The 13,271-nt window shown below is 75.4% G+C and carries 7 protein-coding genes; 2 read left to right on the top strand and 5 right to left on the bottom strand.

The window, feature by feature from the left end; genetic code table 11:
* Position 1: 1 nt before the first annotated feature.
* The 5 genes from ACH4LD_RS36800 to ACH4LD_RS36780 all read right to left on the bottom strand — a co-directional run bounded on the left by ACH4LD_RS36800 (position 2) and on the right by ACH4LD_RS36780 (position 11,892).
* Positions 2-1,147 (bottom strand): MupA/Atu3671 family FMN-dependent luciferase-like monooxygenase, encoded by a 1,146-nt coding sequence (locus ACH4LD_RS36800; protein WP_398058512.1) that lies wholly within the window; start codon positions 1,145-1,147, stop codon positions 2-4.
* Complete coding sequence (locus ACH4LD_RS36795; protein ID WP_398058511.1) at positions 1,144-4,149, bottom strand: type I polyketide synthase; 3,006 nt, start codon at positions 4,147-4,149, stop codon at positions 1,144-1,146. Before ACH4LD_RS36795 ends, ACH4LD_RS36800 begins: the two co-directional genes overlap by 4 nt.
* Complete coding sequence (locus ACH4LD_RS36790; RefSeq protein WP_398058510.1) at positions 4,136-7,321, bottom strand: amino acid adenylation domain-containing protein; 3,186 nt, start codon at positions 7,319-7,321, stop codon at positions 4,136-4,138. Before ACH4LD_RS36790 ends, ACH4LD_RS36795 begins: the two co-directional genes overlap by 14 nt.
* Positions 7,318-10,503: an amino acid adenylation domain-containing protein gene (locus tag ACH4LD_RS36785; RefSeq protein WP_398058509.1), complete on the bottom strand. Its 3,186-nt coding sequence runs from the start codon at positions 10,501-10,503 to the stop codon at positions 7,318-7,320. The genes ACH4LD_RS36790 and ACH4LD_RS36785 overlap by 4 nt, the downstream gene beginning before the upstream one ends.
* Positions 10,504-10,647: 144 nt before the next feature.
* On the bottom strand, positions 10,648-11,892 hold the full coding sequence (locus ACH4LD_RS36780; RefSeq protein WP_398058508.1) for an acetyl-CoA carboxylase biotin carboxylase subunit family protein: 1,245 nt from the start codon (positions 11,890-11,892) through the stop codon (positions 10,648-10,650).
* 318 nt (positions 11,893-12,210) lie between these two features.
* Between ACH4LD_RS36780 and ACH4LD_RS36775 the strand changes: the two genes are divergently transcribed.
* Positions 12,211-12,459: an acyl carrier protein gene (locus ACH4LD_RS36775; RefSeq protein WP_398058507.1), complete on the top strand. Its 249-nt coding sequence runs from the start codon at positions 12,211-12,213 to the stop codon at positions 12,457-12,459.
* A 51-nt stretch (positions 12,460-12,510) separates the two neighbouring features.
* Positions 12,511-13,248 carry a thioesterase II family protein gene (locus tag ACH4LD_RS36770; protein ID WP_398058506.1) on the top strand — a complete coding sequence of 246 codons (738 nt, stop codon included), beginning with the start codon at positions 12,511-12,513 and terminating at the stop codon, positions 13,246-13,248.
* Positions 13,249-13,271: the final 23 nt, after the last annotated feature.

Raw genomic sequence — 13,271 nt, 5'->3', positions numbered from 1 at the left:
GTCACTGGCTCCTGTCGGCGTCGGCGGTGGTGGGTCGGTCGGCCGGCAGCAGCTCGGCCAGCCGGGGCAGGCCCGCCAGCACGTCCCCGGCCGGCAGCCCGAAGTCGACGAGGCAGCCCACCTCGTCGGCGCCCGCCTCGGCGAGCCGGGCCAGCACCCGGGCGGCCTTGGCCGGCGTGCCCAGGAGCGAGGGTCCCGCCAGGTAGTCCTGGAAGGCGGCCTCCAGCAGGACGGGTTCGTCGCCGCCACCGGTCTGCGCCCGGTAGGAGGACAGGTAGTCGTGCAGCGCGGGCCGCAGCCTGTCCTCCACGTCGGGCTCGTCGCTGACGTGCGCGTGGGTCATCACCACGACGTCACCGCGCCCGGCGTGCCCGGCGTCCCGCCAGGCGGCCCGGTACCGGGCCACGTTCTCCCTCAGCTGGGGCAGGGTCTGGCCGAGCAGCGCGGTCATCACGCCGTACCCGGCGGTGCCCGCGGCCCGGAAGGTCTCCGGGTGCCCGGCCGCGGTGATCCACACCGGTAGTTCGGGCTGCACCGGGCGCGGCTGGGTGAGCACCCGTGCCGTCGTGCCCGCGGTGCCGGGGAAGGCCAGCTCCTCCCCCGTCCACAGCCGCCGCACCTGTTCGACGGTGCGCATCAGCGTCTTCTTGCGTTCGTCGTACGGTTCCCGGGCCAATACGAAGTCGTCCGGGTGCCAGCCGCTCGCGAAGGAGACGCCCACCCGGCCGCCGGAGATGTTGTCGACCACCGCCCACTCCTCGGCGATGCGGACCGGATGGTGCAGCGGAGCGGCGACGCTGCCGGCCCGCAGCCGCAGCCGCCGGGTCACGGCCGCCACCGCGGCGGCGAGGACGGAGGGGTTGGGGTGCGAGCCGCCGAAGTCGACGAAGTGCCGCTCGGGGAACCACGCGGCGTGGAATCCCCGCTCGTCGGCGAACTCGCAGGCCCGCAGCATCATGGCGTAGTAGTCGGGGGCCGCGAGCGCGCGGGCCTGTGGGAAGAAGTAGAGGCTGAGCCGGACCCGCGGCGCCGCGTCCGGCGGCCCGTCGGCGGCCGGGGCCTGCCGGGCGCGTTCGCGCAGCCGCAGCCGCAGGGCCGCGCGCTGCTCGGGGGTCAGCTGTCCGAGTCGTTCGCCGATGTCGCTCACGCCTGTCCCTCCTCTTGTGCGCCCTGCCCCTCGATCTCGGCGAGCAGCTCCAGCAGTTCGGCGTCGTCGCGTTCGCCGAGGATCTCGTCCACCCGCGCCGCGAAGTCGTCGAACGTGGAGTGCTCGTACAGGTCCTGCAGGCGGACCTCGACCAGCAACTGGTCGTTGACGACGGAGATCAGCTGCGCCGCCTGGAGCGAGGTACCGCCCAGTTCGAAGAAGTTGTCCTGCGGGCGGATCGCCGGGCCACCGAACGACTCCTGCCACAGGGCGGCCAGCAGGGACCGCGTGTCCGCGTCGTCGGGGGCGTCGTCGGCGCCCGGCTCCTCCTGCCCCGAGCGGGCCGGCACGGTCTCGGGGACACCCGGCGCGGCCGCACCCTGCGAGGGCGCACCCCCCGAGGCCGCACCCCGCGCGGGCGTGCCGTCCGGATCGGCGGCCGGCCAGTGGCGGGTGTCGGCGAACGCGTAGCCGGGCATCCGGACCGGGGCGGTCGGCGGGGCGACGAGGTCGTCGGTGGCGCAGCCCGCCGACCAGGCGGCGCCGAGCGCGGCCAGGTGCACCGTCGCCTCGTCGCGCTTGCCGTCGCCGAGGAGTTCGGCGATGACGGGGCGGTGCTCCGCGCCCCGGGTGGCGCGCCGCAGCTGCGAGGCGAACGTCCGCCCCGGACCGGCCTCCAGCACCACGTGGGGTGCCGCGTCGAGCAGCACCCGCACCCCTTCGGCGAAGCGGACGGTGGTGCGCAGCTGACGGCCCCAGTAGGCCGGGTCGGTGGCCTGCGCGGCGTCCAGCGGCGCCCCGGTGACGTTGGACAGCACCGGCTCGCGCGGCGCGTGCAGGGAGAGGCTGCCCACCACCTCGGTGAACGCCTCGGCGGCCTCGGCCATGGACGGGGAGTGGAAGGCGTGCGCGGTGGCCAGCCTGCGCACCTTCACCCCCGCGGCGGCGCAGCGGCGTTCCACCTCCGCCATGTGCTCCGCCGCCCCGCCGAGGACCACGGTGTCGGCCGCGTTCACCGCGCAGACGTCCACGGGCAGGCCCGCCGCCAGTTCCCGCGCCGAGTCCTCCCCGGTCAGGACGGCGGCCATCACACCGGCCGGCGTGCGGCTCATCAGCCGGCCGCGTTCGACCACCGCCCGCGCCCCGTCCGCCTCGGAGAACACGCCCGCCCAGGTGGCGGCGACCAGTTCCCCGACGCTGTGGCCGAGGAGGACCGACGGGGTGACACCGTGCCGCCGCAGCCCGTGCAGCAGGGCGAGTTCCACGCTGAACAGCAGCGGCTGGACGACGTCGGTGCGCAGCCAGCGCGGGTCGTCGTCCGGCCAGGTCCAGCAGCCCTCCAGGTCCGGCCCGCCGCACGCGCGGACGAGGGCCCGGGTGCCGGCCCACTCCCGGGCGAACCCCTCGTCGGCCGCGAGCAGTCCGCGCCCGGTACCGGCCAGGGCAACCCCCTGGCCCGGCAGGAGCACGGCCACCGTCGGCTCGGGCACCGCCTTGGCCTGGGCCGACGCCGACTCCAGCGCGTCCGCCAGCGCGGCGCGCGCCGATGCCTCGTCCGTCGCCTCGATCGGGCAGGCCCAGCGGTACGGCAGCCGCCGCCGGCCGTGCCAGAGCGTGCCGAGGACGTCGTTCACCGGCCGGGTGCCCTCGCGCACCGCGGCGGCGAGCCGGGCCGCGGTGCGTTCCAGCGCGTCCGGGCTCGCGGCGGAGAGCACCGCGGGCCCGCGTCCGGGCGGGCCCGCGGGCGGCTCCGGCGGCCCCGCGGCGACGGCCGGTTCGGCGAGGATGACATGGGCGTTGGTGCCGCCCAGCCCGAAGGAGCTGACCGCCGCGTACCGGGTGCGCCCGCCGGGCCAGGGCATCGCCTGGCGCGGCAGGTGGAAGCGGTCCGCGCCCAGCGGTGCGTCGGGGCCGTCGCCGGGCTGTGCGGGGACCGGCGGGATCACCCCGTGCTGGACGGCGAGCACCGCCTTGATCAGTCCGACCACGCCCGCCGCGGTGTCCGTGTGCCCGATGCCGGCCTTCACCGCGCCGAGCGCGCACGGCTCCGCCGCGTCGCCGTACGCCTGGGTCAGCGCCGCCAGTTCGACCTGGTCGCCGAGTTCGGTGGCGGTGCCGTGGGTCTCGATGAAGCCGATGTCCGCGGGTTTGCGTCCGGCCACCGCCAGCGCCTCCTCCAGCACCGCCGCCTGGCCCCGGGGGCTGGGCGCGACGAGGCTCATCCGGTCGGCGCCGTCGTTGTTGACCGCGCTGCCCAGCAGCACCGTCCGGGCACCGCGCCCGGCTTCCTCGGCCCGGCGCAGCACCACCACCCCGGCACCGCTGGCGGGCACGGTGCCCCGGCTGCCCCGGGTGAAGGGCCGGCAGCGGCCGTCGGGAGAGAGCACGTCGCCCTCCTGGTAGGTGTAGCCCGCGCCCGGCGGCAGCTGGACGGTGACACCGCCCGCGATCGCGAGGTCGCACTCGTAGGTGAGCAGGCTGCGCAGGGCCACGTGGACGGCGACCAGCGAGGTGGAGCAGGCGGTCTGCACGGTGAGGGCGGGGCCGGTGAGACCCAGCCGGAACGCGAGGGAGGTCGCCAGGTAGTCCTTGTCGTTGCCGAGGGAGATCTGCTGGCGGCCCGCGGCCCGGACCAGCGTGGGGTCCGCGTCGACGTAGCGGTGCCGGTAGCCGCTGTCGCCGCAGCCGAGGAAGACTCCCACCCGGCCCGGGTCGCGCTCGGTGTCGACGCCCGCGTCCTCCAGCGCCTGCCAGGCGACCTCGGTGATGATCCGCTGCTGGGGGTCGGTCACCGCGGCCTGGGTCGGGCTCATGCCGAACAGCTCCGCGTCGAACCGGTCGACGCGGTCGATCCCGCCGACGCCCAGGGTGCCGTCGGGCAGCTCCCCCGGCAGTGCCACGTGCCCGCGGACCACGTCGGCCCAGAAGGTGTCCGGGTCGGCGGCTCCGGGCACTCGGACGGCAACTCCGATCACCGCCACCGCGTTGTCAGGTGCGTGCATCTGCGTCCGCCTCGATTCCTGGTACCTGGAGGGTCGATGAGGGTCGCCGGCCGGCGCGCCAGCCGCTGAGGGCGCGGGAGCGGTCGCGGCCCCGGGCCGCGCCCTGCGCCGCGGGTCCGTCGGCCGCGGCGGCACCGTCGAGGTGTGCCGCGAGGGCGCGCACGGTGGTGTGGCGGAACAACTCGGCCGCCGTGAGCCGGGGGTGGGCGGTGCGCAGCGCCGCCAGTACCCGCAGCACCCCGTGCGAGGTCCCGCCGAGCTCGAAGAAGGTCGCGTCGTGGTCCTGGACGGGACGGCCGAGGACGGTCTCCCACACCTGGCACAGACGCGCCGCGGTGGACCCGTCCGCCGGGGGCGGCCCGGCGGGCGCGGCCGGCCGCCGGTCGGCCGCCCAGCGCGCCAGGGTGTCGCGGTCGAGTTTGCCGTTGGGCAGCTGCGGCAGCGCGGGGACGCGCAGCCAGGCGCCGGGGACCGCGGCTGCGGGGAGCCAGGCCTCGGCGTGGGCGCGCAGCTCCCGCGGCGGGTCGGGGGCCGCCGGGCCGGGCGGTCCGTCCGCCGCGACGCCGTCCGGCAGGAACGCCACCAGGTGGGTCGAGTCGGCGTTCGGGGCCACGGCGACCTCCGGCGCGCCGCCCGCGCGCAGGGTGGCCTCCACCTCCTCCACCTCGATCCGCTGACCGAGGATCTTGCACTGTCCGTCCCGGCGGCCGAGGAACCGCAGCCCGTCCGGGCCGTCGAGGACGACCAGGTCCCCGGTGTCGTAGCCGCGTCCGCGTCCCCCGCCGAGCGACACGAACCGCTCGGCGGTCAGCTCCGGGCGGCGCCAGTACCCCTCGGCGACCCCGAGGCCGCCGATGACCAGCCGGCCGGGGCAGCCCGGGGGCAGCCGCCGGCCCAGCCCGTCCAGCACATGGCAGGACTCGCCCGGCAGCGGCAGCCCGATCCGGACGGCGGCGCCCCGGACGACCCGCCAGGTGGTGGACCACACGGTGGTCTCCGTGGGGCCGTAACAGTTGACGACCGGGCCCGGGACGGTCGCGGCCAGCTCCTCCGCCAGGTCGGGGGCGAGGGGCTCGCCGCCCACCAGCAGGGCGCCCAGCCGGCCCAGCAGGGCGCGGCCCGCCGGGTCGGCGAGCAGCAGCCGGGCGATGGTGGGCGTGCACTGGTACAGCGCCCCGGCCGGCACGTCCTGCTCGGCCGCCTGCCGGTGCCCGGTCACCAGGACGGTGCGGCCCCGGGTGAGCGGCCACAGCAGTTCCAGGACGCTGATGTCGAAGGACAGGCTGGTGCCCGCGACGGTCAACGGTGCTTCGGGCAGGGCCTGGTCGCACGCGTCGAAGAGCGCGGTGAGCTGGGCGTGTCCCACCACGACGCCCTTGGGCCGGCCGGTCGAGCCGGAGGTGTGCAGGATGTAGGCGCGCCCGGCCGGGTCCGCCGGCGCCGCATCGCCCTCTTCGCCGTCGGCCGGTACGGCGGCCCCGGCGTCGCCCATGTCCAGGGGCAGGACGCCGGGCGTGTCCCGCAGCGCCCCCGGCAGGGCCCGGTCGCCCAGGACGACGGCCGGGGCGGTGTCGGCCACGATGAACCGCTGCCGGTCGGCCGGGTACTCGGGATCCAGTGGCACGTACACCGCGCCCGCCCGCCAGACGGCGAGCACGGCCACCACCAGGTCCGTGCCCCGTGGCAGGCAGATGCCCACCCGGTCCCCGGGCCGCACCCCCCGCCCGGTGAGCGCGCGGGCCACCGCGCGCGACCGCCGCTCCAGGGCGGCGTAGGACAGTGTCCGGTCCCCGTCGGTGACGGCGACGGCCTCCGGGGTCGTACGGGCGTGCCGCAGGACGAGTGCGTGCACCGGCCGCGGGTCGAGGTGCAGCGGGGCGCCCTCCAGGACGGTCAGTTCGGCCTCCTCCGTCTCGCCGAGGAGGTCGACGGCGGCGAGCGGGCGCACCGGGTCCTCGGTGAGCCGCTCCAGGAGACGGGTCACGTGGGCGACGGTGTTGCGGGCCCGCTCCGGCGGCAAGGCGCCCTCGCGGTGGACGAGTTCGATGCGCATCCCGCCGTCGGGCAGATGGCGCAGGGCCAGGCAGCAGTCGTACTCCGCCTCCCCGGTGTCCGTCTCGCCGATCGTCCAGCGCAGCCCGCCCGCCTCGACCGCCGGCACCGGTGCGGTCTCGGTGCACAGGATCTGGGCGAGCGGCTTGCGGCCGGGCTCGCGTACGGCGCGCACGCCGGACAGGATCTCCTCGAAGGGCAGTCCGGCGTGGTCGAGCGCGTCGAACAGGGCGTCCACGGCCCGGTCCACCACCGTCGAGGTGTCCGCCCCGGCCAGGTCGACGCGGACCGGGACGGTGTTCTGGAGACAGTCGATGCGCCGGTCGCCGTCGTCCTCGCGGCCGCTCACCGGGACCGCGAGGACGACGTCGTCCCGGTCCAGGTACCAGGCCGTCACCGCGGCTACGGCACCGAGGAACTGGGCGAACGGACTGGCTCCGGTGGTCCGCGCGCGGTGCCGCATCCGGTCGCGGAGCGCGGCAGGCAGGTCCTGGACGACGGTCCGCTTGCGCCGGCCGGCCGCGGACCGCGTCCAGGGCAGCTCGGTCCGCTGCGGGCAGCCCTCCAGGTACCGCCGCCAGAAGGCGCGCAGTCGTTCCCCGTCCGCCCGTGGTGCCGGCTCGTCGTCCCGGTCGCCGGCGGCCGGTCCGGTCGTGGCGGGGTCGGCGTAGGCGCCGGTGAGCGCCGACAGCAGCAGGGCCGTGGAATCGTCGTCGAAGACCGCGTGGTGCACGGCGATCAGACAGTGGGTGCGCCGCGGGCCGACCAGCGCCCTGATCCGGCACAACGGGCCCCCGCCGTGTTCGAACGGCACCGCCAGCAGTGCGGACTCCGCCGCCAGCAGCGCGTCCGGGTCCGCGGTCGTCCGGACGACCAGGTCCACGGCGTCGGGGGCGTGCACCCGCCGGCGCAGCCCCTCGGGGGCGAGGTGCAGCGAGGTGCGCAGCGCCGGGTGGGCCGTGACCACCGCGCGCAGCGCGTCCCGGAGCCGCTCGGGATCGGCCGTCCCTTCCGCGGTGATCCGCTTGACGAGGGTGCGGGCGGCGCCGCCGTCCTGCTGGTCCAGCAGGTAGAACCGCAGCTGTCCGGGGGTGGCCGGGCGGGTGTCGGGGCGGCTCATCCGGCGTTCTCCGGACGTGCGCCGGCCCTGACGCGCAGCAGTGCCGTCATGGCCGCCGGGGTGGCATGGCGGATGACTTCCTTCAGGGCCAGTTCCGGCAGTCCGGCGCCGCGCAGCGCCGTCTTGAGCCGCAGCGCGAGCAGGGAGGTGCCGCCGAGGTCGAAGAAGTTGTCGTCCGGGGCGACGGGCACGTCCAGCACGTCGCGCCAGACCCCGACCACCCGGTCGAGGACGTCACCGGACGCGTCCGGGGAGCCGGCGGGGCCGGCCGGGATGTCCGCGTCCGGCTCGGGGGCGGGCAGCAGCGCGGTGTCGAGCTTGCCGTTGGCGGTGACCGGAAGGGTCGTGAGCGCGGTGACGGTCTGCGGGACCATGTACTCGGGCAGCCGGGCCGACGCCCGCTGGAGCAGCCCGTCGGTGGAGCCGCCGGCCGCGAGCACCACGTAGGCGTCGAGACGTGCCTCGGCGGTGCCGGCGCCGTGCACGACGACCGCCGCGGACGTGACCGACGGGTCCCGCAGCAAAGCGTCGCGGACCTCTCCGAGTTCGATGCGGAAGCCGCGCACCTTCACCTGGTCGTCCAGCCGTCCCAGGTGTTCCAGCTCCCCACTGGGCAGCAGCCGGCCCTGGTCGCCGCTGCGGTAGAGCCGTCCCCCCGGTACCCGCGGGTGGCGGTCGGTGGTGAAGCGCTCGGCGGTCAGCTCGGGGCGGTTGAGGTAGCCGAGGGCCACCCCCGCGCCGCCCACGTGCAGTTCTCCGGCGACACCGGGCGCCACCGGACGGCCGCGCGCGTCCAGGACGTATATCTCCCAGCCGGGCAGCGGACGGCCGACGACCCGGCTGCCGGTACGGGCGTCCTCGGGGGTGACCGTGTGGGTGGTGCTGTGCACGGTGGTCTCGGTGATGCCGTACATGTTCTCCACGCGGACCCGGGGATAGCGCTCGAACCAGGGCGACAGGGTGCGCGTGTCGAGCGGTTCGCCACCGAAGACCACCAGGCGCACCGACAGGCGGCCCCGCGCCAGCCGGTCGGTGGCGAGCAGCAGCCCGAACGCGGTCGGCGTCTGGCTGAGGACGGTCACCTCCTCGTCCTCCAGCAACTGGTGGAACTCCTCCGGGTTGCGCGAGACCGCCCGGGGCACGATCACCAGCCGGCCGCCGGTGAGCAGACAGACCCAGATCTCCCAGGCGGAGAAGTCGAAGGCGAACGAGTGGAACAGCGACCACACGTCGTCCGGTCCGAGGCCGAGGTCGTCGCGTGTCGCGTTGAGCAGCGAAGTGACGTTGCGGTGTGTCACCAGCACGCCCTTGGGCCGGCCGGTGGACCCGGAGGTGTGGATGGCGTAGCAGGGCAGATCCGGGTCGACGGCGGGCAGCGGCCGGGCCGGGTCCCGTGGCCGGGTGTGCACCGGCAGCCAGTCGATGTGCTCCGGCAGGTCCGCCGGCCGGGAGTCCGCGTCGCCGACCACGACCCGCACGTCCGCGTCGCCGATCACGAGGGCCAGCCGCGCCTCGGGGTAGGAGGGGTCCAGCGGTACGTACGCCGCTCCGGTCTTCAGCACGCCCAGCAGGGCGACGATCAGATCGCAGGAGCGTTCCATGCGCACGCCCACCCGGTCCCCGGCCCGCACCCCGGCCTCGGCGAGCGCGCGCGCCACCGTGCCGGAGCGCTCCTCGACCTCGGCGTAACGCAGCGCGGTGTGCCCGTCGTTGACGGCGATGCGGTCGGGTGACAGTCCGGCGCGCCGGGTGAACAGCGCGGGCACGGACAGTTCCTCGGGCGTGAGCCGGGCGCCGCGTCCGGCGTCCAGGACCCGCTGCCGGTCGGCGTCGTCGAGGACGGTCACCGAGGCCAGGGGCGCGTCGGGCCGTTCGGCGAACTCGCGCAGTACGGCGACGAGCTGGCGCGTGAACAGCGCCGCCTGGTCGGCCGAGAACCACCGGTGGCGGAACTGGAGCAGCCCCCGCGCGGCGCCCTCGGCCGCCAGGTCGACATACGCGAGCAGGGGGAACTTCGCGGCGCCCGCGAAGGGGTGGGGCAGCGGCCGCGCGGTGAGTCCCGGCAGACGCAGGGACGGCGGGGTCCACAGGGGGGCGACCGCGGCGGTCAGTGGGCCGGGGCCCGACTGGTGGCCGGTGGGCAGCACGTCGAAGAGCGGCAGGTCCGCGTCGCGGTAGGCGGCGAGGCACTGGCGGTGGCAGGTGCGCAGGAAACCGGCCACGGTGCCGTCCTCCGCCAGGCGCACCGGAACGGGGACGGTGTTGCTGAAGTAGCCGATGGTGTGCCGCTGCGCGGCCGGCCGGCGGGTGACGAAACTGCCGACCAGCGAGGCGTCCGTGCCGCCGTTGCGGGCGAGTACGAGTCCCGCCGCGGCGGTCAGCGCCGAGTGGCGGGAGATGCCCAGGGCGCGGGCGGTGCCGGCCAGTTTCCGCCATACGTCGTCCGGGACGGTGAACGGCAGCTGGCCGCCGTCGGCGTCGGCCGCGTCGCCGTCGCCGCACCCCCAGCCCGATCCGGAGCCGAGCGGGAGGGCGGACAGTTCGGCGCGGCGGGCGGCCGCCCGGCCCGCCCCGCGCCGGGCGGCCCCGGCCGCGGCCGTCGCCCAGCCCGGATAGTCGCCCGGGGACCGTGTGGTGTCGCCCGTGAGGACCTCGGCGACGGCCGTCTCCATCGCCTGGTCGTCCACGACGAGGTGACTGGCCGTCAGCACCAGATCGGCGCTGCCGTCCTGGCGGCGCAGCAGCGCCCCGCGCATCAGCGGTCCGTTCCGGGTGTCGATCGGGCGCAGGCACTCCGCCAGGCGCCGGGCCGCGCCGTCATCGTCCGCCGCGGACGGCTGGAGGGTCTCGTCCCGCCATTCGGGGGCGGTGTCCGACCGCGCCATGCCGAGGGCCGGGCCGTCGTCGACGAGGCGCGAGGACAACGCCGGATGCCTGCGCACCAGGGCGCGGAACCGCTCCGCGAGCAGCTCGCCGTCGAACGTGCCCGTGAGGCGGTAGGCGGCGACCACCGTGTGCAGGCCCGGCTGTTCGGCCAGGGCGTCGGCGAGGTGGACGCCGACCTGGTTGGGTGCGAGCGGCCAGTCGGCCCCGGCCGGCCGGGCGGCGCCCGCCGGGTCGCCGCCGTCGATTGCGCCGTCGTCCGGGCCCGGCCCCACGGACCCGCCACTGCGGTCGGTCACGGCATGCCTCCAGTCGGTGCGTGTCCTGCTGGTGAGGGGCTGGGCCGCGGCGCGGGCGGCGGCGCGGACCGCGGGCCGGTCGCCCGGGGCCGGCCGGTACGGCTGTGTCCGCCGTCCCGTGTGTGCGGCCCCGCGCAGACCGGCTCACTCATAGTCGATCCAGTCCATGGCCTCGATCGCGGCCACGGTCTCGGCGAGCGCCGCCGGATCGGTAGCGGACCCGCTGAGCGCGGCCACGTTGCCGGCCGCGCCGATCCGCCAGTCGACGGGCGCGCCCGGTTCGACCAGCGGCACCACCCGGTCCACGTACGGCAGCCGGCGCAGCCCGGTCAGGTCGCGCATCGCCTTGACGCGGGTGGCGCCCACGGGCGGCACGATCAGATAGTGGAAGACGGCGGGGCCGCGCCCCACCGGGTCGGGGGTGGTGTACGGGCGTCCCAGCGCCGCCTTGACGGCGATGTCGGCCGGCACGCTGCTGCCCGCGCGCACGCCGAGGTCGTCCACCCAGGCGCCCAGGCGGCCGTTGACCTCGATGACCCGCGGGCCGTCGGGGGTCAGCTTGATCTCGACGTCGGCGACCCCGTGCACACCGAGGGCGCCGACCGCCCGGCACGCCAGGTCGGCCACCTCCCGGACCAGGTCGTCCGGCACCACCGACTGCCCGCCGTAGGCGCCGCGTTCCCGGAAGGGCTCGGCGAGCGCGAACTTGCTGCTGACGAAGACCGGGCGCACGTCGTCGCCGCGGGCGACGCAGTCCACCGCCATGTAGTCGCCCCAGGGGGCCTCTACCGGCATGCCGACGAGCAACTCCTCCAGGACGACCGCGGTTTCGGCCGGCCCGCCGATGCCGCCGAGCGCCGCCGCGACCACCGCGCGGCACTCGTCCGCCGTGGCGACGGCGGTGGTGTTGCGGCTCGACGCGCCGACGACCGGTTTGACGATCGCGGGCAGTCCCACCCGCGCGATGGCCGCGTCCACCTGGTCGGTGGCGGTCACCGTGCAGAACCGCACGGTGTCCAGGCCCACTTCGGCGAACCGCTCGCGCTGGCGGTCTTTGTTGGTGACCGCTTCCCGCAGGGCGGGTGAGTGATAGGGCAGACCGAGCGCGGCGGCCAGCCGGACCGTGTCGGCGATACGGAATTCGCTGAACGTGATGATTCCGGCGGGGTTCAGCCCGCGTATGTCATCGACGACCGACGCTTCGGTGCGGCCCGCCGCGTTCACCACCCGGCCCAGTCTGCCGAGGACCGGGATCATCTGCTGTGCGTGTGCCGAGTCCGCGGCCACGAATGCGACTTCGCAGCCATTGTCGCGGGCGACCTGGGAAAGACGGAGCGGCGCGAGGCTACCGATGTCGTAGACGGCGAGGAGTACCGGTGAATCACTCAAGTGGGGTGGTCCTTCCCAAGTGATCGACGGTTCTCTCGCCGGGCCACAGCGGGGTCCACACGGCGAGAAAGGCGTCTGTGTACATGAGAGGCGGCAGAAGCATAGCCACTGACCAGGGCCCCGGCAATGATCGGTTTCCAGCCATCACTTCCCGGGTGATTTCGCCGGAAATTACGGAGTGAGCTGCGTCACATTCACTGGCGAAAGGTTTCACCACATGAGGCGCCGACCAATTTCATAGCGTTGGCAGCCCAATCCCCTCCGTTGGTCCGCGTCGGTCTCGGAATCGTCGTGCGTTTGATGAGGTGAGGAGCCAGGATGAACCAGTCCCCCGGTACGGAAAACGGTGCGGACCGTATTCCGGTGTTGTGGGCAGAAGTCCTCGGAGCGGGTTCCGACCCGAATCTGGGTTTTCTGGAGAACGGTGGGGATTCTTTCCGGGCCCTCACCCTCTCCACCATGATCCACGAGGAGACGGGCGTCGAGATAGATTTCCTTGACATCCTGGAAAGCGAGAACGCCCACGCGCTGCGCGACCTTGTGCGCTCCGCGACCGACTCGTCCTGACGCGTTCGGACGGAGGCCCCGGAAACGAGAATCCGCGATCGGAGGAAACACGTGTCCGCTCCGCGTGCCGCGGAAGAGACGCCCTTCCCTGAACCGGCCGCTCCCCGGACCCTCCGGATGATGTGCGTCCCCTACGCGGGGGCGGGCGCCGGCGTGTACCGGGGATGGCGGCCCGGACCCGACGTCCACCTCGACGTGGTGCCGGTCCAACTCCCCGGGCGCGAGGAGGAGTTCCCGGCGCCGTTCCACCGGACGGTCCGGGCGGCCGCCGAGGACGTCGCCGGCCGGGTCGCCGGGCACGCCGACGGGGCCCCCTACGTCCTCTTCGGCCACAGCCTCGGCGCCCTCCTCGCCTACGAGGCGACCCGCCACCTGCTGGAGACCGGCGGTCCCCCACCCCGGCACCTGGTGGTCAGCGGCTCCCTCAGCCCCCGGCGGCGCCGCCCCGAGAAGCTGTCCGACGATCCGGCGCGGGCCGTCGCCCAGTTGCGCGAGCTGACCGGGCAGCCGGACGCCTTCGCCGACCCCGAGATCCGCGACCTCCTGCTGCCCGCCCTGCGCGCCGACATCGCCATGTCCGAGGACTACCGCCCGCAGCCGCACCGCCCGCTGCCGGTCCCGCTCACGGCCCTTCGCGGCACCGCCGACGCCTCCGTCCCGGCCGCCGACTGGCGGGACTGGGCGGCCTACACCTCGGCGGACTTCCAGGCCGTCGAGTTCCCCGGCGGCCACATGTACCTCACCGAGTCCTGGCCCGCCGTGCTGCGCGCCGTCGCGAAGCTGGTGTGATGACGACCCCCGGTACGCAACGA

Origin of the sequence: Streptomyces sp. NPDC017676 (assembly GCF_044329325.1) — a bacterium.
Classification (GTDB): Bacteria; Actinomycetota; Actinomycetes; order Streptomycetales; family Streptomycetaceae; genus Streptomyces.
This window is presented reverse-complemented; position numbering and strand designations above follow the sequence as displayed.

Coding starts and splice junctions, on each gene's coding strand:
- ACH4LD_RS36790 (WP_398058510.1), bottom strand. CDS start 7,321: ATGAGCCGCCCCGACACCCGCCCGGCCACCCCCGGACAGCTGCGGTTC.
- ACH4LD_RS36775 (WP_398058507.1), top strand. CDS start 12,211: ATGAACCAGTCCCCCGGTACGGAAAACGGTGCGGACCGTATTCCGGTG.
- ACH4LD_RS36795 (WP_398058511.1), bottom strand. CDS start 4,149: ATGCACGCACCTGACAACGCGGTGGCGGTGATCGGAGTTGCCGTCCGA.